The sequence below is a fragment of the Streptosporangium nanhuense genome (assembly GCF_059358815.1).
This window is the reverse complement of the sequence record NZ_JCADBG010000027.1, coordinates 40,273-63,343: the sequence shown is the minus strand read 5'-3', so window position 1 is coordinate 63,343 and position 23,071 is coordinate 40,273. Positions and strand designations below refer to the sequence as shown.

Here is a 23,071-nt window from a genome sequence, read left to right as displayed (position 1 = left end):
GTCATTGCTCCATCCTGGTGAAGGTCATGACCACCCCGCCGACCTCGGCGATGCCGGCCCACGCGGCGAAGACGCCGGGCGTCCGCATGGCGCCGGGCGTCTGCGCGGTGCCGGGCGTCCGGGCGGTGCCGGGCGCCCGCGCGATGTCGGGTGCCGGGCGCCCGGTGTCCGGCCGCGTCCCGTGCTCCCGTGGCCCGCGCGTGAGCGGGGAGAAGGAGTCGCGCACGTCCTCGGTGACGTCGACGAGTTCCGTGACGGCCATCCCTGCCCGCCGCGCGGCCGACAGGTGGTCCTCCGGCGTGTCGAGCGACGCGGCGTCCGGCATGGCCAGGCGGGAGCCGGCGCGCTCGCGGATCTCCTCGGTCATCGGAACCCGCGGGTAAGGCGTCTCGACCACCAGGCGGCCCCCCGGGCGCAGGACCCTGGCGACGCCCCGGTAGAGGGGCGCGATGTCGAGGTGCGGGGTGACCTCGAAGGCCAGCACCGCGTCGAACGAGGCATCGGCGAACGAGGCGTCGGCGAACGGCAGGTCCGTCGCGTCGACGCGCCGGAACCGCACCAGCTCCTCCACGCCCTGCGCCGCGGCGTGCTCGGCCCCGTCGCGCAGTGCCCGCCGGTCGATGTCGATCGCCACGACCCGCGCGCCCAGGGTCCGGGCCAGGCGCACCGCCGGACGGCCGTCGCCGCAGCCCACGTCCAGCACCCGGGAGCCCTGGCCCGCCCCCAGCCTGGCCAGCACGAAGTCGGTCATCCGCTCCGTGGCCTCCAGGAGCGGCGCGAGATCATGGGGATCCGCCCGGAGGCCGTGGTGCCGGTCGGGTCTCGCGATCTCACCCATCAGTGCCGCGAGCTCGTGGTAGGTCGACTCGATCTTCGAGGACGGCGGGGGGCCGGTCCTGACGTTTCCCGCGTCCATCCGGACCCCGGGGGCATCACCATTCGGACCAGAAATGAGAGACCCCCTTCAACCAAACATGACCAGAGAAACGCGAGTCACCCTGATATGGGTAAATCGCCGGTTGAACGAATCCGCCAGCCGAGCAAAACACTAGCAGCGGGCGCCACCTCAGTCGATGACCCCGAATATTGGTTTCTCGCCAGACAAGGTCGACGTTTCCTCCGATATCATCGTCGACGCCCTGCTCTTTCACTACAAAGCCCTCCTTGGGCAAAGGCCGCCTAAAACAAATCCCCCTTTCTTTCGCTGCCCTTTTCCCGCTACGCGGGCACTCCGACCACGGCGAACTGCAAGGACATGTCGAGCGCCTGGGCGCGACCCCACCGAGAATCCGATGTGGCCGTCCTCGCGTTCGAGCCGGTCGGCCAGGGCCGTCCCCACCCTCGGAATGCGCGGGGAAGGATGAAAACATTCGGCGGCGATGTCCATTCACTGCTCCGTTCGCGTCGCATCGGACTCCGGCAGCCGGAGCGCCCGTGGCACGGCGACGGGAAAGCGCCGGCAGCCTGAAAATACGCATCACCAGACTGTTCACGAAAAATCGTAGTTACTCGTGTTCAACCGGCAGACCGCCTCACACATCCCCGTCCCGCGCGCACCTCCCGGGCAGACGCACGCCATCGACGGACGCGAGGACTCCCCATCCCGCCACGAACCGGTACGCGACACGTCCCATGCCGGGCCGACCACCTGAACAGGGCGACAAAACCGCAGGCAGGAGGGCCGGTGGGGCGGCGGGCCGCCTCCGTACGGGTCCCGGCCGGAGACGAGGCCCCCCGAACCACCCCCGGGCAGCGGCGCGGCGCGCGTCAACGCGGCGTCAACGCCTCCGCCCTCCCCGTCTGGATCCTGTAGAGATCACACCAAAAACCACCAGAAGGGAGATAACGTCTTTTTCGTACGAGTTCTCACCAGGAGGAAGCAATGTCGGAAGTCCCGTTATACGTACCGGTCCGTGAAGGCGCCTTCAGCATGTCGCTGCGCCTGTTCAGGACCGACTCGGGCAGGAGGACGGCAGCCGCCTTCTCCTCGCCGATGCGCCTGACCAAGGTGCTCGGCGCCGGCCAGCGCTGGATCCGGCTCACCGAGCCCGCGCTCCGACGCATGATCGAAGATCTGGACGTCACCGGCATCGTGATCGACCCCACCGGGACGGCCACCCACCGGACATCCTCGCAGGCCGCGTGATGTGCGCTCTCACACAGGACCTGGAACACCAGACCTCCTCCGCGACGGAAGACGTACGGGAGCACCGGCCGGCGACCGGGACCGCCGACACACCCGCCCCTCACCAGGCACCGGAGGAACGATCCGCCCGTGCGGCGAGCCCGTCGTCCTGGCGCGGGTTCCTTCTCGCGCGTCCCTCCGGTCATCCGCGGCGGCCCCGGACCTGACGCCGCGCGGCTTCGTCCCCGACCCGCGAGACGCGATGTCAGGTGACCTGCTGGGAGGCGGCGGCCTCGGGCCGCAGGTCGGCGAGGCCCAGCCGGTGCGCGGGCTCGTCGGGAAGCACGATCCGGCGGGTGGGGACGAGGCCCGGCCCGACGTGGAGCAGCTCGCCGGGCTCCATCGGGCACCACTCGGGGTGGTCGTCCATGCGTTCGCTGGCGACCACGAACGAGGGGACCTCGGCCAGGTCGCGGGAGCGGATACGCATGCGGCCGTCGGTACCGCTCTGGTCGAGATGCCGTCCGCCGTGGCACCCACCGGCGGCGCGCTGGAGCATGTGCAGCTCGTGGGTGTCGGGGTAGCGCAGCGCCCACAGATCCTGCGAGGTGGTGAGGACGATGTTGAGGGCGTAGACGGGCAGGTTCCCCGCGATCCAGCGGGCGGCGGCCTCGATACCGGCGGCGACGTCGCCGCCGCGCGCCCTGGTCTCACGGGTGATCAGCGCGAAGAAGCGCTCGGAGTCGGTCTCCCCCTCGACCAGCCCCCGATACTCGCCCAGCTCCGCGTCGAGCTCGTCCAGGCCCTCGATCACCCCGTTGTGGGCGAAGAGCCGCCCGTCCTGCAGGAAGGGGTGGGTGTTGCGTTCGTCCAGGCCGCCGGTGGAGGCGAAGCGGACGTGGGCCAGGAAGGTGGTGGACTCGGTCTCCTTGGCCTCCTCCGCGAAGCACCGGTCCTCGAAGGCGGCGACGGGGGCCTTGTGCATCTTCGGTGTGCCGTCGGCGTCGAAGTACCCCAGACCGATCCCGTCGGGATAACGGCGGCTCTGCTCGCTGAGGCTGTCCGGCGCCTCCAGGAGCCAGAAGGTGGCGCACGTGCGCCGAGGCGCGTTGCTCATGCCAAACAAACGGCACATCCCGATGTCTCCTTCTCCTTCACCGCGCCGGTGCTCCCCCGACCCGCGCGGACGTCCTCGAACTCCGCCGTACGTACGCCCTCAGCCGTGACCGTGGCGCCGGGGGCGCTTGCTCTCGGTACCGTGCGCGAAGCCTCCGGCGTCGTCGGCGGTGCGGCGCGGCCCGCCCTGGGCCTCCAGCCGGGGCAGGATCCTGCGCAGGTCCTCCAGCAGCAGATCGGCCAGGTCGTGGCTGAAACCGTTGCGGACGACGACGCGCAGTACCGCCAGGTCCGTACGGTTCGCGGGGAAGGTGTAGGCGGGCACCAGCCAGCCGCGCTCGCGCAGCGCGGCGGAGACGTCGAAGACCGTGAAGGCGTCGACGTCCTTCCGCACCCGGAAGGCGAACACCGGGGTCTGGCCGCCGTCGGTGATCAGCTCGAACGGGCCCAGGCCGGCGATCTCCCCGGCCAGGCGGGTCGCCACCTCCCGGCACGTCCGCTGCACCCGGCGGTAGCCGTCGAAGCCCAGCCTCAGGAAGTTGTAGTACTGCGCGACCACCTGGGCACCCGGCCGGGAGAAGTTCAGCGCGAAGGTCGGCATGTCCCCGCCGAGGTAGTTGACGTGGAAGACCAGGTCCTCGGGGAGCGCCTGGGCGTCGCGCCACAGCACCCAGCCCACTCCGGGCATCACCAGGCCGTACTTGTGCCCGGAGGTGTTGATCGACGCCACCCTCGGCACCCGGAAGTCCCAGCGCAGGCCGGGGTCGAGGAAAGGGGCGATCATGGCACCGGAGGCGCCGTCCACGTGGATCGGCACGTCGAGACCGGTGCGGGCCTGAAGGTCGTCCAGGGCCTCGGCGATGCCGGCGACGGGCTCGTAGCTCCCGTCGAACGTGGAGCCGAGGACGGCGACGACGCCGATGGTGTTCTCGTCGCACGCCTCGACCGCCGTCTCGGGGGTGAGGTGGTAGCGGTCGCCCTCCATGGGCACGTACCGGGGTTCGACGTCGAAGTAGTCGGCGAACTTCTCCCAGCAGATCTGCACGTTGACGCCCATCACCAGGTTGGGCCGGTCGGCGGGGCGGCCCTTCGAGCCGAGTCGCCGCCGCCAGCGCCGCTTGAGCGCCAGGCCGCCGAGCATCGCCGCCTCGCTCGACCCGGTCGTCGAGCAGCCCGTCGCGCGGTGGGGGTCCTCGGCGTGCCAGAGCCGGGCGAGGATGTCCACGCATCGCGTCTCCAGCTCCGCGGTCTGTGGGTACTCGTCCTTGTCGATCATGTTCTTCTCGACGCACTCGGCCATCAGCCTCAGCGCCTGCGGCTCCGCCCAGGTGCTGACGAACGTCGCGAGGTTCAGCCGCGCGTTGCCGTCCAGCATCAGCTCGTCGTGCACCAGCTGGTACGCCGTGTCCGGATCCATCTCCCCGGCCGGCATGGCGTGGCGCGGGACCCGGAGGGGCTCCCGGCTGAAGATCGGGTTGATCTCCAGATCACGGCTTCCGCGCCCGGTGCGACCGGGCCGCCTCAGCGGCATCGTCCATGTCCTTCCCGGGCTGGTCAAGCACTCTGAGCTGGGGGTTTCCCCCTCAACGGGGTACCCCGCCACCGCCGCGCGACACCACCTCCCGCCGGGGCGTGCCCCGCCGGGAGCGCGTCACCGACCACACGTGCCACACGACCACGTGGCAGACCAGGACGGCGCCGCCCCCGGTGACCGCGCCCAGGACCACGCAGCGCACCAGGTCGTACAGGCTCACCGCGGCACGGTCGCCGGTCCCCAGCACGGCCGCGCCGACACCCGCGGCGCACACCCCGGCGACGAGGACCCGGCCGCGCCACCGTCCCGTCACGCCGGGCAGGCGCCCCGGCCGTACGGCGGCGCGCCGGTACCACAGGGCGAACCAGCAGGCCAGGACCACGAGCCCGCCCAGCGAGCTGACGTACATCGCCACGTTGAACACCCGGTGCGGCCCGACGACCGAGACGCGCATCGCCGGCCAGTGCGTCACGGCGAAGCCCCCGACCTGGGTGAACCCGTCCCACACCAGGTGCGTGGCGACGCCCGCCAGCAGCGCGGCAACCACCGCGACCGCGCGCACGGGGACCGCGCCCACGGACGGCGCCCGGCCGGGCAGCCGCGCGCGCAACCCGTCGGGGGCGAGCGCCGTCAGCGGCGCGCGCAGCAGCAGGTGGAAGACGACGAGCACCACCACCCCCAAGGGCAGATCCACCAGCAGCGCCTCCGGCCAGCCGTGGGTGATCCTTGAGGAGAAGGGCAGCGGCAGGTAGTACGGCAGGTCGGGCACCATCGCGCCGACCGTCAGCGCCGAAGGGGGCAGCCATCGCCGCAGCGGCAGGATCGCGACGGCGTGGCTCAGGGTGAAGGGCACGCCCCATTATCGACATGGTCAACACGAGCGATGATCATGACGGACGGCCGGCCACGGCCGAACGGTTGTCCGTGACCGTGAAAGCACATCGGCGGATCGGGTGATGAAGGGTGATCGCCGATCGCGTCCGAAGGGTTGCACATGACGGGAAGACCACCGTGACCACGATGTCCTGGACCGCTCGTCCGGCGGACGACGCCGAGACCGTCCGGCTCTCCCTTGCCGAGCCGGGCCGAACCGAGCCGGGCCGAACCGAGCCGGGCCGAACCGAGCCGGGCCGGACCGAGCCGAACCGAACTGAGCCGAACCGGGCCGGGCCGGGCCGGACCGAGCCGAGCCGAGCCGTAACCCGGTGGCCGTCCGGCGACCGCCCGTGGCACGGTGTACGGGTGTCCGATCTCATCAGAGCACCCCGTTCGGTCGCCGAGGCCGTCGCCGCCGAGCGCGACGGCGAGCGGTTGCGTTACCTGTTCTTCTGGGGCCACCGGCCGCCGCGTGACGGCGGGGTCGGCGCCGGATGCCTCAGCCAGTGGTGGGAGGTCGCCTTCACCACGGAGGGGCACGTCTTCCGGTCGGCCGAGCACTACATGATGGCGCACAAGGCGTGGCTGTTCGGCGACGACGAGACCGCCGGGCGGATCCTCGCCGCCGAGCACCCCGGCGAGGCCAAGAGGCTCGGCCGCGAGGTCCTCGGCTTCGACGGGGCCGTGTGGGACGAGCACCGCTACGAGATCGTGGTGCGCGGCAACGTCGCCAAGTTCGGCGAGCACCCCGAGCTGAGGGATTTCCTGCTCGGCACCCGCTCCCGCGTCCTGGTCGAGGCCAGCCCCGTCGACCGGATCTGGGGCATCGGGCTCACCGGCGACGACGAGCGCGCCGCCTCCCCCGCCACGTGGCGGGGCCTGAACCTGCTCGGCTTCGCCCTCATGGACGCCCGCGACGCCCTGGACGCCACACCGTGAGCACGTCCCGCCCCCCGCGAGCCCCCGGCCAGGGTGCACCCCAGGGTGGTGCCCTGGGGTGAGACCCGCGGGTCCCGGGTGAGCATGTCGGGCATGAAACGACGCTTGATCGCCCTGATGGCGGCGGCAGTACCGGCGCTGGCGCTGCTGGTTCCGACGGCCGCCGGCGCCGTCGCCCGCGACAGCGGCCCCGTGGCCGCCACGACCTGTGCCGCGGTTCCCGTCTCGGCGCCCTCCGGCACCAAGGTGGAGTCGGTGAAGGCGGTCGCCAACCCCGGCGGAACCGTCACGTTCCCCGCCGCTCCCCCGCTGCACCCCCGGGAGGAGACGCTCACCGACGTACCGGCCTGGTGCGACATCACCGTCACGGTGAGCCACCCGGGCGCGAGGGACCACGTCAACATCAGGATCTCGCTGCCCCAGGACAGGAAGAGGTGGACCGGACGGTTCCAGGCCACCGGCGGCAGCGCCTACCTCGCCGGTGACCTCAGCGGCGCTCCGCTGGCCCGCGCGGTGAAGGCCGGCTACGTCGCCGCGGCCACCGACGCCGGTGTCGGCGCGAACCCGCTCGACGTCAGCGGCTGGGCCCTCACCCCGGCCGGCGAGGTCGACACCCCGCTGCTGAGGAACTTCGCCTCCCGCTCGCTGCACGACATGGCCGTCATCGGCAAGGACGTGGCGAAGAGGTTCTACGACCGGCCCGTGAGCTACTCGTACTGGAACGGCTGCTCGACCGGCGGCCGCCAGGGGTACGCGGAGGCCCAGGACCACCCGACGGACTTCGACGGGATCCTGGCCAAGGCCCCGGCGATCGGCTGGGACCGGTTCGCGGTCGCCACGCTCTGGTCGCAGGCCGTCTTCAACGAGGAGAAGGTCGCGCCCACCTCGTGTGAGCTGGCGGCTTTCAACACCGCCGCCGTCAAGGCCTGCGACTCCCTCGACGGGGTCAAGGACGGCATCGTCGACAACCCCCGGAAGTGCGGCTGGGACCCCCGGCGGCTGACCGGCACGAAGATCGTCTGTGAGGGCGGCGAGATCACGATCTCCCGCGCCACCGCCGACGCGGTGCGCAAGATCTGGGCCGGACCGGTCTCCTCCTCCGGCCGGAGGCTCTGGTACGGGCCGAACAAGGGCGCGAGCCTCGATGCCCTGGCCACTCCCGGCACGCCGTTCTTCGTCGCCGACTCCTGGGTCAGGTACTTCGTGAAGCGGAACCCGGCGTTCGACACCACGAAGCTCACCTACACGTCGTTCGCGCAGGTCTTCCGCGCGTCGCAGCTGCGGTTCAACGACGTCATCGGCACCGACGACCCGAACCTGTCCGCGTTCGCGAAGGCGGGCGGCAAGCTGCTGAGCTGGCACGGCCAGAACGACGAGCTGGTGCCCACCGAGGGCACGATCGCCTACCGCGAGCGGGTCAACCAGGTCCTCGGCGGCAACAAGCGGGTCGACGACTTCTACCGTCTGTTCCTGCTGCCCGGGGTGAACCACTGCGCGGGCGGCACCGGCCCGTACCCGACCGACGACCTGGGCGCGCTGATCGACTGGGTGGAGAAGGGCAAGGCCCCGGCCACCCTCGCCGCCTCGGCCCCCGGCGCCGACGGCAAGACCGTCACGCGCGACGTCTGCCGCTACCCGATGGTGGCCCGCTACACCGGCCACGGCGACACGAACTCGGCCGCGAACTACCGCTGCGTCACCGCCTGACCTCGGCCGCGGCCACCGCGGCCCCCGTCCGGCCTGACGCCTGCCCCTGCCCGGCCTGACACCTGACACCTGACCCCGTCCGGCCTGACACCTGACCCCGTCCGCACGACACGGCGGCCCCGGATTCCCACCGGGGCCGCCGTCTTGGAGCACCGGGGCGGCCGTCTCCGGCGACAGCGATACGCCGGGCCCCGTCAGGGGCCCGGCGTATCGCCTGTCGCCGCCGCCGTCACCCGGTCGGCGCGCCCACGGCCCGGCTTCGACCGGCCCGGTCTCAGCGGCCCGGTCTCAGCGGCCAGGGAAACGCTCGGTGACCTCCTGCAGCAGGAAGCCGTTGCCGTCGGGGTCGCTGAACGAGGCGAACGAGCCGTACGAGGGGCGGCCGGGGTAGAAGCCGGGAACCCGCTTCTCGTTGCCCGCGTGGTGGAAGACGCCGTCCTCGTCGTGGAAGATCTCGCTGACCTCGACGCCACGGCCGACCAGGTCGGCCCGGGCCTCCTCGATGTCGCGCACGATCAGGTGAACGTTCTCCGTCGATCCGGGCGCGGCGGTACCGATGCCCGTGCCCACGACGATCGAGCAGTGGGAGCCCGGCGGGGTGAAGTGCACGACCCGGAAGTCCGGACCGCCGACGTAGTCGAGGTCCTCGCGGAAACCGATCCGCTTGTAGAACTCCTTGGCCCGGTCGACGTCGGCCACCGGCAGCACGATCACCTCAAGCTGGTAGTCCACCATTGTTCCCACTCCTCCACGATCTCGGCGATGCCGTCCGGCATCTGCCGTTCACGATCGCGCGAGGAGCGTGCCGGTCGCCCCAGGGTGACCCCCTGGAGGACGCCCTGGCGACCCCTCGGAGCGGGCCCTGGGGGACGCCCCGGTGTCACCGGTCGCGCAGGGCGGAGGCCAGCTCGCGGCGGGAGCCGATGCCGAGCTTGGTGAAGACCTTGCGCAGGTGCCACTCGACCGTACGCGGGCTGAGGAACAGCACGGCGCCGATCTCCGGATTGGTGCGTCCCGCCACGGCCAGGCGCACGATCTGCGCCTCCTGCGGGGTGAGCTCCTCCCGTACGCCCAGGGTCCGCTTGCGCACCGTCTCTCCGGTGGCGGCCAGTTCCCGGCCGGCCCGCTCGGCGAAGCCGTCCGCGCCGATCGTGGTGAACGCCTCGTGCGCGATCCGCAGCTGCGTCCGGGCGTCGGCCCGCCGGTTCTCGCGCCGCAGCCACTCGCCGTAGAGCAGGCGGGCCCGGGCGGTCTGCAGGCCGAGCCGGGTCGCGGCGAGCCGGTCGATCGCCTCCCGGTAGTGCTCCTCGGCAGCCCCTGCCGGGCCCGCGAGCGCGTCCGCGAGCGCCTGGGCGCCGCGCGCCCAGTTCGTGTCGACGACACCCGTCCGGGCGGCGAGGCGGTCACGTGCCTCGGCCGCGACGGAGTCCTCCCCGCTGCGCGCGGCGGCCTCGACCAGCTCCCCGAGCGTCCACTGCAGGACGGCGAGATCTTCGTGCCCGGCCGCTTCGAGGGCCGCCTCCAGCGCGGACTGGTACTGGCCCAGCCCGTTGAACAGCACCGCCCTGCTGTACCCGGCGACGGCGAGCAACCACCCCAGGCCACCCGCCTCGGCGTTCCCGGCCAGAGCCCTGTTGAGCTCCAGCGCCTGCTCCCTGTCCCCGCGGTACGCGGCCAGGATGACGGCGGTGGCCGGATGCGGGGACGAGCCGGTGGCGTTCCCGATGGCCTCGGCCTCGTCGAGCAGGTCCGACGCGTCGGCGAAGCGGCCGGCGTAGATCAGCGCGGTGGCGCGGAAGGTCAGCGCGCTCGGCAGGAGGGACAGCGCGCCGGTCTCGCGGGCGTGGCCGACGGCCTGTCCGGTCATGGTGAGGAACGCCACGTCGTCCCAGACCTCGTTGATGACCATCCCGCTCAGCCAGACCAGGTCCAGATCGTTGTCCGGGGTGACCGCGGCCAGGGCACGGGTGAACAGCGGGACCGCCGCCGCGTGGCCCTCCAGGCTCCACGTCGTCAGACCCGCCAGGAGCAGACCGGCCGGCTCCTCGCCCTCGGGAACGCCGCGGGCGGCCTCGGCCGCCCGGCGCAGGTCGTCGCCGCCGAACCACCCCGCGTTCACGGCCGCGCCGATCGCCGCCAGGTAGGTCCTCCGGGCCGCGGCGGGATCCAGCGCCTCCAGGCGGCGCGCGGCCGTGAGCAGCGGCGGCCCGGCGGCCCGTCCGGCGTTGAGCGCGAAGGCGACCTGGGCGCGCAGCCGTTCCACCCCGGCCCGCTGCACCGGGTCGAGCGGGCCGAGTTCGGCGGAGGCCAGCAGGTCCGGCACCTCGGCGAGGGCTCCGGAGGCGAATCGGGCCACCGCGGCGGCCAGGGTGCGCCCGGCGCGCCTCGCCGGGTCGGGGGTGAGCTCCGCCGCGCGTTCCAGGAAGGCCGCGGCCGCCGCCCGGCCGCCACGGGCCATCGCCCGGTCGGCCGAGCACTCCAGCTCGGCGGCGACCTCCTCGTCCGGCCCCAGGGCGGCGTGCGCCCGGTGCCAGGCGCGGCGGTCGGGCTCCCGCTCGGGGTCGGTCACCTCGGCGAGCGCCCGGTGCACCGCGCGCAGCTCGGTGGGCTCGGCGGAGCGCCGGCTGGCCGAGCGGACCAGCGGATGGCGGAACCGGGCCCGGGTGCCGAACTCGATCAGGCCCGCGACCGCCGCGGGGGCGGCGGCGTCCGTCCCGACCCCCAGCCGCTCGAGCGCGCGCCACAGCAGCGGCACGTCGCCGACCGGCTCGACGGCGGCGGTGAGCAGCAGCGTGCGGGTGTCCACCGGCAAGGCGGCGATGCGCCGCTGGAAGCCCTCCTCGACCCGGCTCACCAGCGGCGCGTCGCTGTGCCCGCCGAACCCGAACGCCAGCTCCGCCGGGGTGAGGTCGCGCGGCAGTTCGAGCAGGGCCAGCGGGTTGCCGCGCGTCTCGGCGACGATCCGGTCGCGTACCCGAGCATCCACCGGCCCGGGCAGCACGGAGTCCAGCAGCGCCCGCGCGTCCGCGTCCGGCAGCCCCTCGACGCGCAGGTCCGGCAGCCCTTCGAGGATGCGTTCGTCGCCGGGGCTGCGCGCCGCGAAGACCAGGGCGACCGACTCGGAGTCCAGCCGCCGGGCGACGAAGGTCAGCACCACCTCCGACATCCGGTCCATCCACTGCACGTCGTCCACCGTGCAGACCAGCGGCCGCTCCGAGGCGGCCTCGGCGAACAGCCCGAGCACGGCGAGCCCGACGAGCAGCGCATCCGGCGGGTCGCCGGCGCTGAGGCCGAACCCGGTGGCGAGCGCGTCCCGCTGCGGCTCGGGCAGCCGGTCGAGGTGGCCCAGCAGCGGCGCGCAGAGTTGCTGGAGCGCGGAATAGGCGATCTCGCTCTCCGGCTCCACCCCGGCCGCGCGGGCCACCCGGCCGGACGACGCGGCCTCGGTCAGGTAGTCGAGCAGCGCGGTCTTGCCCACCCCGGCCTCGCCGCGCAGCACCAGCACCCGGCTCTGCCCGGCACGGACGTCACGCAGCAGCCGGTCGAGCGCCTCCTGCTCGCGTCGCCGCCCCTGCAGCGCGGAAATCTTGGTGTTGATCGGCACGTCACCCCTCTCGCCGGGGAGGTTACAACACTCCCGCCTCCCGGCGGGCACGCGGGCCGACCGCCGTGACGTGCCGGAACCTCGTACCGGCGTGCCCGGAAAGCTCGTACCGGCGTGCCCGGGAGGCTCGTACCGGCGTGCCCGGGAAGACGGTGATCGGCACTCTCCGGCGAGAGCCGCCGTCCGGGCGGGTGGCGTACCGGCGCCTCAGATGCCGAGGGCGTTGAACAGGTGGAGCCAGATCTCGCTGCGGGTGGGGAACGCCGGGACGGCGTGCCGCAGCCGGCGGACCGGCACCTCGCCGACGATCGCGATGGTGGCCGCCTGCAGGAAGTCGGCGACGGCGGTTCCGGTGATCGTCACGCCGACCAGCACGTCCCTGTCCTCGTCGACCAGGAACCGGCTGGTGCCGCGTGCGCCGCCGGAGAAGGCGCCGCCGGCGTTGCCGTCGGTGGGCACGTCGATCACCCGGACCCTCAGGCCCGCCGCGGCGGCACTGGCCGTGGTGTGCCCGACGGCCGCGACCTGGGGCTCGGTGAAGATCACCCGGGGTGAGTTGGCGCCGTCGGCGACGTGCTCGGCCGTCATGTCCCGGCCCAGGATCCCCCCGGCCGCGATGGCCGCCTGGTACTTGGCCATGTGCGTGAACAGCGCCCGCCCGTTGAGGTCGCCGACCACGTAGAGCCAGTCCAGCCCGGGCACCCGCATGTGCTCGTCGACCGCGACGAAACCGCCGGTCCCGGCGCCGACGGTCTCCAGGCCCAGGCCGGTGGCCTGCGGCGCCCGGCCCGCGGCGACCAGCACCTCGTCGCCGATCGCCGTGCCCCCGTCACCGAGGGTCACCGTCACCTTTCCGCCGTCGCCGTCGCGCCGTACGGCCGTCGCCCGCTGCCCGGTGCGGATGTCCACGCCCTGCTCGGCGAGCGACTCGCCGACCTCGGCGCGGACGAAGTCCTCCTCGCGCGGCAGCAGTCCCCGGTCACCCTCGACCAGGGTGACGCGTGACCCGAGCGACGCGTACGCCTGGCTCATCTCGACGCCGACCACCCCGCCGCCGATCACGATCAACGACCCGGGAATCTCCTGGGACGTCGTCACCTCCCGGTTGGTCCACGGCTTCGCGTCCGCCAGCCCGTCGATGTCGGGCAAGGCGGCGCGGGTACCCCCGGCCAGGATCACCGCGCGGCGCGCCTCGAGGATCTCGTCGCCCACCGCGACCAGCCTCTCCCCCGCCAGCCGGCCCCAGCCGCGGACCAGCGTGATCCCGCGATCCTCCAGCCACGGCACCTGGCCGCTGTCGTCCAGGCCGCCGACCAGCTCGTCCCTGCGGCGCAGCACCGCCGGTACGTCGAGCGGGCCGGTCACCGCCTCGGCGACCCCGGGCACCCGGCGCGCCTCGGCGAGCAGCTCGCCGGGGCGCAGCAGCGCCTTCGACGGCATGCACGCGTAGTAGGAGCACTCCCCGCCGACCTTGTCGCTCTCCACGATCGCCACGTCCAGACCGGCCTCGGCGAGCCTCCCGGCCGCCACCTCGCCACCCGGACCGGCGCCGATCACCACCACGTCGAAACTCCGCATGCCCGAATGCTCGGTCCGGCGGGGGCCCGATCGCCCCCGGGCGAGTCCCTGGTCCTCTCCCTGGGGAGTGCCTGGCGAGCCTGAGGGCCGTAGGCCAGGGTCCTGCCCAGGGCCTCTCCCGGGGGCGGCCGGCCGGTACGGGTTGTCAGGGTGGCTCCCGTACCCCGGAAAGCGGTCTTCCGCATTCCACAGAACCCGTAAGCCGGGAAGCCCGGATAGAAAGCTGAAATCTCCTGATGTCGTCCCTCCTTCGCATCTACCTCGTCCGTGGCCTCATCGCGATCGCCTGGTCGGCCGGTTTCGCCGCCGTCCACACCTCGTTGACGGCCGTCTCGGTGATCCTGCTCATCGCGTACCCGATCATCGACGTCGTCGCCTCGCTGTTCGACGTCCGCGAGGATCCCGGGACCCCGGCCCGCAGGCTGCAGGTGTTCAACACGGCGCTCAGCGCCCTGGCCGCCGCCGGTCTCGGCCTGGCCGCCATCGGCGGCATCGGCACGGTGCTGTTCGTGTTCGGCCTCTGGGCCGTCGTCTCCGGCGTCGCCCAGCTGACCGTGGCCATCCGCCGCCGGAGCCCCGAGCTCGGCCGTCAGTGGCCGATGCTCGTCGCCGGCGCCCTCTCGGTCATCGCCGGTCTCACCTACCTGCCCGCCGCCGTCGGCGACGCCCCCAGCCTGACCGCGCTGATCATGTACACGGCGGCCGGTGGCGCCTTCTTCGTCATCCAGGCAGCGACCCTGGCATGGAAACGGCGCCGCCTGGCGCGGGTCGCCCAAGCCTGACCGCCTCCCTGGCGCGGCGTCACCCAGACCTGGTCGACACCCTCACGCACCGTCACCCAAGCCTGATCGACACCCCGACGCGGTGGCGGCCGGCTCACCCGGCCACCACCGCGTCTTCGTCCGTGGCTCTCGCTCACGCCCCTTCCTGCCGGGACAGGGAAATAGCCGTCGTTCAGCTCGAACCGACGCCGCGGTCCTCGTGCCGCATGTCCCCGGCGACGGGAATTCCCTCACCGAGGCCGTAACGCAGGAGCACGGCCCCCTTGGACGAGGTGACGGGCGGTTCCAGGAGCACCAGGTTGGCGGGCACCGCACCGCCGTCGAAAACCTTCTTGCCGACGCCGAGCACGACGGGAAAGAGCCACAGGTCGAGCCGGTCGAAGAGACGCTCGCGCAGGAGTGTCTGCACCAGGTTCAGGCTTCCGATCACGTGGACGTGCTCGTGCTTGTCACGCAGCTCGCGTACGGCGCTCACCAGGTCGGGCCCCAACTGCGTCGAGCCCGCCCAGCTCAGGTCCGGGTTGCCTCGCGAGGCGACGTACTTCGGGAGGCCGTTGAACAGCGTGGCGGTCCCGCCGTCGACGCCGTCGACCTGGTTCGGCCAGAACCCGGCGAAGATGTCGTAGGTCCTGCGGCCGAGAAGCAGGGCGTCCATGCCCTCCATTCCGGCACCGACGTGCCGGCCGACCGTCTCGTCGAACAGGGGCGCCTGCCATCCCCCGAACGGAAAGCCCTCGGGATCCTCCCCGGAATAACCCGGTGACTGGCCGACGAGATCGAGCGTCGCGAACAGGTCGACGTGGATCATGCCCATGGTGTTCTCCTCGCGTTCCGGTTTGTGTCCCGGCTGACGTGCCGGCGCGAACATAGACCGGCGTCCGGCCGAGAACTCATCGATCGAAGGACCACGGAACGGCGCCGATCAGGCGGGCCAGGCCGACGGCGAGGTTGCGGAGGTCGGCCATGATGCGGGGTGCGCCGCCGGTGCGCACCCGGGAGAGCAGCCGGCGTGTCCGCTTCCGCCGGTGAACGGCCGCACGGTCAGCCGTCGTCGCGGCACAGGCAGAAGGGGTGACCGGCCGGGTCGATGAGCACCCGGACATTGTCTCGCGGCTGTTCCGCGGCGACCGAGGCTCCGAGGGCGACCGCCTCGGCGACCGCGGAGTCCAGGTCTCCGACCTGGAAGTCGAAGTGCATCATCGGACGCTGCCGCCCGTCGACAGGCGGCCAGACGGGAGCCTGGTAACCGGTCGCCTGCTGGAACACGACGTAAACGGATCCCTCAGGAGCCGCGAGAATCGTCGTGCCCGGCTCCTCATGACCGATGGGCCATCCGAGCAGCTCGGAGTAGAACCTCGCCAGAGCGCCGGGATCGGGCGCCTCGATAGCGGTTCCCCACCACATGCCCTCTGTCCGAGATCGCACCGGTGCACCTTCCCACGTGAGCGTCGATGTTGGTCGCGGGGACACGTTATAGCCCGTCGCGGACGTTCCACTTCCGGAACGGCGCCCCATCGGGATCATCGTGACGCACCGCGCCGGACGCACCACGAGCCATCGCCGAACACCGCTTTCGGCCACCGCACCCTGACCCGTACGCCGGCAGAGCACCCCAACCACCTATCCGCCCCAAGGGGACGGCCGTCCCGCCAAACGAGAACACTTCGGCCCGGCACTGCACAGCCACCCGCGAACGGTCGGTGACAGCCGGACACGACGAAGCGCCCTCAACCGCGAACACGCAGGTCAAAGGCGCTTTTCGTATGATCGGAAGGGGTAGGGCGGGCGGGACTCGAACCCGCGACCCAGGGATTATGAGTCCCCTGCTCTAACCGGCTGAGCTACCGCCCCTCGCGCACGCCGTACGCGGCATTCAACCAAACGTAGACGCTGTTCGCACACCTGCCGGGCGCGCCGGGTTCAAGATGTGACCTTCGGTGTGATCAAGCACGGGACCTGGGCCTCGGCGGACTCGCTACCCTACTGGTGAACCTTGTTGAGGAGTGTTGGATCATGCGCGTTGTTGGAGCTTTCAGGGACTCGTACGGCATGGAGCCCGCCGGGGTGTGGCACGCGCCGGGGCGGGTCAACCGTTCGCGCTGCCGTGGGGGGTGACCGCGGCGGTGTCGCCGCGCGAGGACGGGGTGATCAGGCTGCGGTCGCTGCAGGCGGGCGAGCCGGTGACGCTGGCGACGCTCGACGAGGCAGAGGGCTGGGCCCGGTACGTGGCCGGGGTGTTCTGGGTCCTCCGCCGGCAGGGGCAGCGGGTCGGCGGCGCGGACGTGGTGATCGACGGGGACGTACCCCGTGGGGCGGGGCTGTCGTCGAGCGCGGCGCTGGAGGTGGCCGTCGGTACGGCGCTGAACGAGCTGTACGAGCTAGGCCTGACCAAGATGGAGATCGCCCTCGCCGCGCAGAAGGCCGAGAACGACTTCGTGGGCATGCCGTGCGGGATCATGGACCAGGCCGCCTCCGCCCTCGGCGAGGAGGGCAAGGCTCTGTTCATGGACTGCCGGAGCCTCGGGACCAGGAACATCCCCTTCGACCTGGCGAGTCACGGCCTGCAGCTGCTGATCATCAACACCGGGGTGCACCACGAGCTCGCCGACGGGCAGTACGCCCGCCGCCGCAAGGACTGCGAGAACGCCGCCGAGCGCCTGGGCGTCGACGCGCTGCGCGACGTCACGGACCTGGCGGGCGCCCTCGCGAAGCTGACCGGCGACGAGCGCAGGCGCACCCAGCACGTGGTGACGGAGAACCACCGGGTCGAGGCGGTGATCGGGCTGCTGCGGGCCGGGGCGGTGCGGGAGATCGGGCCGCTGCTGAACGCCTCGCACCTGTCGCTGCGCGACCAGTTCGAGGTGTCCTGTGCCGAGCTGGACGTGGCCGTGGAGTCGGCGGTCAGGGGCGGGGCACGAGGGGCGCGGATGACCGGCGGCGGGTTCGGCGGGTCGGCGATCGCGCTGGTCGCCGACGACCGGGTGGAGTCCGTGCGGGAGTCGGTGACCGGGGCCTACGCCGAGCGCGGCTGGGCCGAACCGGATATCTACCCGGCGACCCCGGCCCCGGGAGCCCGCCGGCTGCTCTGACCGGCCCGTCCGGGCGAACGCCCCGTCAGGCGCCTCGTGGGCGGGCAGGAACATCACCCGGCGGGGCGGCCCTCATGCCGACAACCCCTTGCCGGGTTCGGCGTGCGATTTTCTCCCTCTCGTCCCCGTCCCTGAATCCGTCCCCGTCCCTGAATCCGTCCCCGTCCCTGAATCCGTCCCCGTCCCTGAACCCGTACCCGTCCCTGAATCCGTACCCGAGCCGGAAACCGCCCCCGCCCTCGAATCCGTACCCGAGCCGGAAGCCGACGGCCAGTCCGGCATCAGCGGCGGCCCGTCCCGCTCCACGGCGCCGACCATCCGGCGCAGGAGGTTGTCGAGGACCTCGCGCTCCCCCGGGTCGAGCGGGCCGAGCAGCGCCCGCTCCGAGAGGTCGCCCTGGTCCATGCGCTCCTGCCAGACGGCGCGCCCGGCGGGGGTCAGCGCGACGAGCAGGCGGCGGCGGTCGCCGGGGTCGTGCACGCGGTCGACGTATCCGGCCTGCTCCAGCCGGTCGAGCCGGTTGGTCAGCGTGGCCGGGTGGGTGTCGAGCCACCCGGCCAGCAGCGAGGGGGTCACCCGGTAGGGCGGCCCGGCCGCGACCAGGAAGTGGAGGACGTCGAACTCCCAGGTCTTGAGCCCTCCGGCGGTCAGCCAGGCGTCCCTGTTCCGTTTGAGCAGCCGCACGAGCCCCTGCATGCGCGTGACGATCCCCTCGATCTGCGGGTCGAGGTCGGACAGCTCCCGGGACCAGTGCGCGATGTGCCGGTCGATGGAGTCAGGCTCTGGCATGCCCAAAGGGTAGCGCCGCTCTCCGCCTCACCCCTTTAATACGAATGCATATATTATGATTTCGTAGTATCTTCTCGTTCATGCCCCCTTCATCCGGGCCCTGGGCCCCCCTGCGAGATCCTCGCTTCCGCCTGTTGTGGACCGGCCAGACCCTCTCGCACGTCGGCGACTCCATCACCGTCGTGGCCCTCGCGCTGGCGATCGTCACCGCGACGGGCTCGGCCACCGACCTCGGCGTGGTCCTGGCCGCCCAGTCGATCGCCATGGTGGCGCTGATGCTGCCCGGCGGTGTCTGGGCCGACCGTCTCCCGCGCCGCCGCGTGATGATGGGCGCGGACGTGGTGCGCGGGCTCGCCCACGCCGCCATGGGCTTCGAGCTGGTCACCGGCACGGTCGACATCGTCCACCTGGCGGTGCTGGCCGCGGTCTCGGGGGCCGGGTCCGCGTTCTTCCTGCCCGCCACGACCGGTCTGGTGCCCGCCACCGTGGCGGCGGAGCACCTCCCCAGGGCGAACGCGCTCATGGCGATCGCCCAGCGCGGGTCGATGCTGCTCGGCCCGGGGATCGCCACCGCCCTCGCCCTGACCGCCGGTCCCGGCTGGGCACTGCTCCTGGACGCCCTGACGTTCGCGGCCAGCGCGGTGCTGCTGGGCCGGCTCCGGCTCGCGCCGATCCCGCCCGCGCCGCGCGAGCGGTTCACCAGGCAGCTGGCCGAGGGCTGGGCGCAGCTGCGCCGCCACCGGTGGTACTGGACGAACCTCGTCGGCCACTCCATGTGGAACCTCAGCCGCTGCGCCCTGGTCACGATCGGGCCCGTGATCGCCGTCACGAGCCTCGGCGGCGAGCTCGCCTGGGGCACGATCGTGCAGGGCGGCACGGTCGGCGCCCTGTGCGGCGCGCTGCTGGCGCTCCGGGTGAGACCGCGAAAGCCCCTGGTCGTGGCCAATCTCGCGCTCTCGCTCGGCGCCCTGCCCCTGGTCCTGCTCGCCGCCGGGGCACCAGCGCTGACCGTCGCGGCGGCCTACGGGCTGATGACCGGCGGCCTGGCGTTCATGTCCCCCATGTGGGAGACCGCCGTGCAGGAGCACATCCCGGCCGAGGCGATCTCACGGGTGTCCGCGTACGACTGGCTGCTCTCCCTCGGGTTGAATCCCCTCGGCATGGCCCTGGCCGGGCCACTGGCCGGTGCGGTGGGCACGGCGCCCACCCTGTACGGGGCGGCGGCGCTGCTGGCGGTCTCCTGCCTGGGGGTGCTGCTCCTTCCCGACATCCGCGGCCTCCGTCAGGGCCGTCAGGACTGTCAGGGCCGTCAGGGCCGTCAGGGCTCTGCCGACACCAGCTTGGGCACCGCGCCGAGCAGCTCGCGGGTGTAGTCGTGCCGGGGCAGGAAGAACACCTCGTCCACGTGTCCCTCCTCCACGACCTGTCCCCCGCGCATGACCAGCACCCGGTCGGCGACGTGGTGGACCACCCCGAGGTCGTGCGAGATGAAGACCAGCGCGGTCCCGTAGGCGGCCTGGATCTCCGCGAGCAGGTCGAGCACCTGGGCCTGGATCGACACGTCCAGCGCGGATACCGGCTCGTCGCAGACGAGCACGTCGGGACGGGTCGCGAGGGCCCTGGCGATGGCCACCCGCTGGCGCTGGCCGCCGGACAGGCGCCGGGGGTGCCGGCCGGCGACGTCCGCGGGGAGGCCGACCCGCTCCAGCAGCTCGGCCACCCGGCCGGAGAGGGCCCCGCGCGAGGAGCCGTGCCTGAAGGGGAGGCCGCGCGAGAAGCCGCTCTCGGAGGAGACGTCACGCGGGGAGCCGCCGCGGAGGGGTTCGGCGACCAGGCGGCCCACCGTGTAGCGGGGGTCGAAGGAGTCGAGCGGGTTCTGGGAGATCACCTGGATGCGGGACCTGCGGGAACGCCGCCCGCGCTCGCGGACCCCCGACCAGGGCTCGCCGCCCAGCCGGACCTCCCCCGAGGCGGGTTCGAGCAGCCCGAGGACGAGCCGGGCGACCGTGGTCTTGCCCGACCCCGACTCCCCCACGATGCCGAGCGTCTCCCCCGGGTAGAGCTCGAAGGACACGTCGTCGACCACCGTGCGCGCGCCGTACGCGGCCGACAGCCCCGAGACCTCCAGGACCGGCGCGGTGTGGTCGACGGTCCGGTCCGGCAGCGGGGTGCGCAGCGCGATCCCCCCGGAGGCGATGGCCGACAGGCGGGTGCCACGCGAGGCCGCGGAGGGGACGGCGGCGAGCAGCAGCCTGGTGTAGTCGTGCCGGGGCTCGGACAGCACGCGCCCCGTCGGCCCCTCCTCGACGACCACCCCGTCCTTCATGACCAGTACGCGGTCGGCGACGGCGGAGACCACGGCGAGGTCGTGACTGATCATGAGCAGCGCGGTGCCCTCGGCCTTGCGGGCGGCGAGCAGGCGCAGGATCTGGGCCTGCACGGTGACGTCGAGCGCGGTCGTCGGCTCGTCGGCGATGATCAGCGGCGGGGCCGCGGCGATGGCGGAGGCGATCAGGGCGCGCTGGCGCAGCCCGCCGGACAGCTGGTGGGCGTACTGCCGGGCCCGCACCTCCGGTTCCGGCACCCCGACCGCCTCCAGCAGCTCGATCACCCTCTCCCTGCGGGCGGCGCGGGGGACGACGTCGTGGGTGGCGAGCACCTCGGCGATCTCGTCGCCGACGGTACGGAGCGGGTCGAGCGAGGTCAGCGCGTCCTGGAGCACCAGCCCTGCGAACCGGCCGCGCAGCCGCCGCCAGTCGCGGGCGCCGAACCTGAGCGCGTCCCGGCCGTTCACCGCGAACCGGGAGGCCGTGACCTCGGCGCCGGGACCGGCCAGCCCGACCAGCGTCCTGGCCGTGACGCTCTTGCCGGAGCCGGACTCCCCGACGATCGCCACGCACTCGCCCGCCTCGATCGACAGGCTCACTCCCCGTACGGCCCGCACCCCGGCCCTGGGAAAGCCGGCCCGCAGGTCCTCGACGTCGATGAGGCTCAACGGTTTCTCCCCTCGAAACGGCGCTGCAGGCGGCGCCCGACGAGTGTCAGGCTGATGACGGTCAGGGTGACGGAGAGCCCGGGGAAGAACACGGTCCACCAGGCGACGCGCAGGTAGTTGCGGGCCTCCGACAGCATCGAGCCCCATTCGGGACTGGGCGGCTGCGGGCCCATGCCGAGGAAGCTGAGCCCGGAGGTGGCGATGATGGCGGTGCCCATGCCGATGGTGGCGAGCACCGGCAGGGGCCCGAGCACGTTGGGCAGCACGTGGCGGGCGACCAGCACCGGCCTGGCCAGGCCGAAGGTGACCGCCTGCTCGACGTAGCCGGAGCGGCGCACCACGAACGTCTGGGCGCGGATCACCCGGGCGTAGTTGGGGATCTGCGCGATGCCGATCGCGAGGATGACGTTGCCGGTGCCGGGACCGGTGATGGCGATGACCAGCAGGGCGAGCAGCAGTTCGGGGAAGGTCGCCACGACGTCGAACAGGCGGCTGAGCAGCTCGTCGACGTAGCGGGGGGACAGCCCGGCCAGGATGCCCAGCAGGGTGCCGGCCCCGGCGGCGAGCAGGACGGCGGCGGCGCCGATGCTCAGCGAGTGCCCGGCGCCGTGCACGACGCGCGACAGCACGTCGCGGCCGAGGTGGTCGGTGCCGAACCAGTGCTGGGCGCTCGGCCCGGCGAGCGCGTGCAGCGGGTCGGCGGCCAGCGGGTCGACCCCGGTCAGGACGCCGGGCGCCACGGCGGCGACCGCGGCGACCGCCAGGAACAGCAGCGGCACGACCGGCGGCGCCCTGAAGCCGTACCGGCGCCCGGCCTGGGCCGGGGCGACGGCCGCGACACCGGGAACCTCCGTGATCGTCGTCATCGGCTCCTCCCCAGGCGGTACGGCGGCCGTGACACCACCGGCTCCTTCCACGACGAGCACGACGAGCGCGACCGGCACGACCGGCACGACGGGACCGTCATCGGCTCCTCCTCAGGCGGGGGTCGATCGCGAGGTAGGCGAGGTCGACGATCGTGCTGACCGTCACGTAGGCGAAGGCGGAGATCAGCACGACCGCCATCACCATGGGCATGTCCTTGCTGTTCACCGCGCCGACGGTGACCTGGCCGAGCCCCGGACGGCCGAAGACGGCCTCCACGATGATCGCGCCGCCGAGCAGGTAGCCCGTGAACCAGCCGGTGAGGGTGACGGCCGGGAGCAGGGCGTGGCGCAGGGCGTGCCGGGCGACGAGCCGCCACTCGGTGATGCCGCGCGAGCGGGCGGTCACCGCGAACGGCTCCTCCAGCGCCCGTTCCAGACCCTCGCGGAGCACCTGGCCGAGCACCCCGGCGATCTGCAGCCCGAGCGCGAGCCCCGGCAGCACGAGGGAGATGAGCCCGCTGTCCCCGGAGACGGGGAACCAGCCGAGCGTGAAGGAGAAGACGGCGAGCAGCAGGATGCCGATGAGGAACGGCGGGACCGAGACGACGACCAGCTCCGACAGCCCGGCCAGGCCGCCGAGCCAGGAGCGGCGTCCGGCGGTGGTCAGGGCGAGCACCAGGGCCAGGACGACCCCGAAGATCGCGGCGGTGAGCGCGAGCTGGATCGTCGGCAGGATCTGGGAGGACAGGATCTCGCCGACGCCGCGCTGCAGGATGTAGGAGTGGCCCAGGTCCCCCTGGAGCAGGCGGAGCAGATAGTCGCCGTACTGCTGGAGCGGGGAGCGGTCCAGCCCCCACTCGGCGATGATCTGCGCCCGCCGCTCGGGGGTGTCGAGGCCGTCGCCGATGAGCACGTCGACCGTGTCGCCGGGCACGAGCATCAGCGCGAGGTAGGCCGCGGTGGCGGCGGCCCAGAGCACGGCGACGCCCGCTCCGAGCCGCCGGACCACCGGGCCGAGCCACCCGGCGGCGGCCAGCCCCCGCCGCCGGGTGAGTGTGAGGGTGCTCACGT

The 23,071-nt window shown here is 72.7% G+C and carries 19 protein-coding genes and 1 tRNA gene; 6 read left to right on the top strand and 14 right to left on the bottom strand.

Annotated features, from left to right (window positions below; genetic code table 11):
* Position 1: 1 nt before the first annotated feature.
* Positions 2 to 916: an SAM-dependent methyltransferase gene (locus tag AC5L38_RS37165; RefSeq protein WP_495247497.1), complete on the bottom strand. Its 915-nt coding sequence runs from the start codon at positions 914 to 916 to the stop codon at positions 2 to 4.
* Between the two features lie 966 nt (positions 917 to 1,882).
* Here AC5L38_RS37165 and AC5L38_RS37160 point away from each other — a divergent pair.
* Positions 1,883 to 2,146, top strand: coding sequence for an SAV_915 family protein (locus AC5L38_RS37160; protein WP_495247496.1), 264 nt, complete (start codon positions 1,883 to 1,885; stop codon positions 2,144 to 2,146).
* A gap of 244 nt (positions 2,147 to 2,390) precedes the next feature.
* On the opposite strand, the gene AC5L38_RS37155 is transcribed toward AC5L38_RS37160, so the two are convergent.
* The 3 genes from AC5L38_RS37155 to AC5L38_RS37145 form a co-directional block, all read right to left on the bottom strand.
* Entirely contained in the window at positions 2,391 to 3,260 is an 870-nt protein-coding gene (locus AC5L38_RS37155; protein ID WP_495247495.1) for a class II glutamine amidotransferase, read from the bottom strand.
* 81 nt (positions 3,261 to 3,341) lie between these two features.
* Complete coding sequence (gene gad / locus AC5L38_RS37150; RefSeq protein WP_495247494.1) at positions 3,342 to 4,772, bottom strand: glutamate decarboxylase; 1,431 nt, start codon at positions 4,770 to 4,772, stop codon at positions 3,342 to 3,344.
* Between the two features lie 52 nt (positions 4,773 to 4,824).
* The gene (locus AC5L38_RS37145; RefSeq protein ID WP_495247493.1) at positions 4,825 to 5,628 is read right to left on the bottom strand and encodes a DUF4184 family protein; all 804 of its coding nucleotides are present in this window, start codon (positions 5,626 to 5,628) and stop codon (positions 4,825 to 4,827) included.
* A gap of 389 nt (positions 5,629 to 6,017) precedes the next feature.
* Here AC5L38_RS37145 and ybiA point away from each other — a divergent pair, with 389 nt between their 5' ends.
* A complete protein-coding gene (gene ybiA / locus AC5L38_RS37140) occupies positions 6,018 to 6,590 on the top strand; it encodes a riboflavin biosynthesis intermediates N-glycosidase (protein WP_495247492.1) in 573 nt (190 codons plus the stop codon).
* Positions 6,591 to 6,683: 93 nt separating this feature from the next.
* Positions 6,684 to 8,297 carry a tannase/feruloyl esterase family alpha/beta hydrolase gene (locus AC5L38_RS37135; protein ID WP_495247491.1) on the top strand — a complete coding sequence of 538 codons (1,614 nt, stop codon included), beginning with the start codon at positions 6,684 to 6,686 and terminating at the stop codon, positions 8,295 to 8,297.
* Between the two features lie 288 nt (positions 8,298 to 8,585).
* Here AC5L38_RS37135 and AC5L38_RS37130 read toward each other — a convergent pair whose 3' ends face one another.
* From AC5L38_RS37130 to AC5L38_RS37120, 3 genes are all read right to left on the bottom strand, one after another.
* On the bottom strand, positions 8,586 to 9,032 hold the full coding sequence (locus AC5L38_RS37130) for a VOC family protein (protein WP_389913750.1): 447 nt from the start codon (positions 9,030 to 9,032) through the stop codon (positions 8,586 to 8,588).
* 145 nt (positions 9,033 to 9,177) lie between these two features.
* Positions 9,178 to 11,901 (bottom strand): helix-turn-helix transcriptional regulator, encoded by a 2,724-nt coding sequence (locus tag AC5L38_RS37125; RefSeq protein ID WP_495247490.1) that lies wholly within the window; start codon positions 11,899 to 11,901, stop codon positions 9,178 to 9,180.
* 207 nt (positions 11,902 to 12,108) lie between these two features.
* Complete coding sequence (locus AC5L38_RS37120) at positions 12,109 to 13,479, bottom strand: dihydrolipoyl dehydrogenase family protein (protein ID WP_495247489.1); 1,371 nt, start codon at positions 13,477 to 13,479, stop codon at positions 12,109 to 12,111.
* A 236-nt stretch (positions 13,480 to 13,715) separates the two neighbouring features.
* On the opposite strand from AC5L38_RS37120, the gene AC5L38_RS37115 reads away from it, so the two are divergent.
* The gene (locus tag AC5L38_RS37115) at positions 13,716 to 14,261 is read left to right on the top strand and encodes a DUF308 domain-containing protein (RefSeq protein ID WP_495247488.1); all 546 of its coding nucleotides are present in this window, start codon (positions 13,716 to 13,718) and stop codon (positions 14,259 to 14,261) included.
* Between the two features lie 172 nt (positions 14,262 to 14,433).
* Here AC5L38_RS37115 and AC5L38_RS37110 read toward each other — a convergent pair whose 3' ends face one another.
* The 3 genes from AC5L38_RS37110 to AC5L38_RS37100 form a co-directional block, all read right to left on the bottom strand.
* On the bottom strand, positions 14,434 to 15,075 hold the full coding sequence (locus AC5L38_RS37110) for a dihydrofolate reductase family protein (protein ID WP_495247487.1): 642 nt from the start codon (positions 15,073 to 15,075) through the stop codon (positions 14,434 to 14,436).
* 227 nt (positions 15,076 to 15,302) lie between these two features.
* Complete coding sequence (locus AC5L38_RS37105; protein ID WP_495247486.1) at positions 15,303 to 15,686, bottom strand: VOC family protein; 384 nt, start codon at positions 15,684 to 15,686, stop codon at positions 15,303 to 15,305.
* A gap of 352 nt (positions 15,687 to 16,038) precedes the next feature.
* Positions 16,039 to 16,112 (bottom strand) — tRNA-Ile (locus AC5L38_RS37100).
* Between the two features lie 215 nt (positions 16,113 to 16,327).
* Here AC5L38_RS37100 and galK point away from each other — a divergent pair.
* On the top strand, positions 16,328 to 17,350 hold the full coding sequence (gene galK / locus AC5L38_RS37095) for a galactokinase (RefSeq protein WP_495247485.1): 1,023 nt from the start codon (positions 16,328 to 16,330) through the stop codon (positions 17,348 to 17,350).
* 72 nt (positions 17,351 to 17,422) lie between these two features.
* On the opposite strand, the gene AC5L38_RS37090 is transcribed toward galK, so the two are convergent.
* Entirely contained in the window at positions 17,423 to 18,139 is a 717-nt protein-coding gene (locus tag AC5L38_RS37090; protein WP_495247484.1) for a MarR family winged helix-turn-helix transcriptional regulator, read from the bottom strand.
* A gap of 80 nt (positions 18,140 to 18,219) precedes the next feature.
* On the opposite strand from AC5L38_RS37090, the gene AC5L38_RS37085 reads away from it, so the two are divergent.
* Positions 18,220 to 19,512, top strand: a complete 1,293-nt coding sequence (locus AC5L38_RS37085) for an MFS transporter (protein WP_495247483.1) — start codon at positions 18,220 to 18,222, stop codon at positions 19,510 to 19,512.
* Here AC5L38_RS37085 and AC5L38_RS37080 read toward each other — a convergent pair.
* From AC5L38_RS37080 to AC5L38_RS37070, 3 genes are read right to left on the bottom strand one after another with little or no spacing between them, the layout of a single operon-like run.
* Positions 19,458 to 21,134 carry a dipeptide ABC transporter ATP-binding protein gene (locus tag AC5L38_RS37080; protein WP_495247482.1) on the bottom strand — a complete coding sequence of 559 codons (1,677 nt, stop codon included), beginning with the start codon at positions 21,132 to 21,134 and terminating at the stop codon, positions 19,458 to 19,460. The two genes, AC5L38_RS37085 and AC5L38_RS37080, sit on opposite strands and share 55 nt — an antisense overlap.
* Positions 21,131 to 22,087: an ABC transporter permease gene (locus tag AC5L38_RS37075; protein ID WP_495247481.1), complete on the bottom strand. Its 957-nt coding sequence runs from the start codon at positions 22,085 to 22,087 to the stop codon at positions 21,131 to 21,133. Before AC5L38_RS37075 ends, AC5L38_RS37080 begins: the two co-directional genes overlap by 4 nt.
* Positions 22,088 to 22,097: 10 nt before the next feature.
* On the bottom strand, positions 22,098 to 23,069 hold the full coding sequence (locus tag AC5L38_RS37070) for an ABC transporter permease (protein ID WP_495247480.1): 972 nt from the start codon (positions 23,067 to 23,069) through the stop codon (positions 22,098 to 22,100).
* Positions 23,070 to 23,071 lie beyond the last annotated feature (2 nt).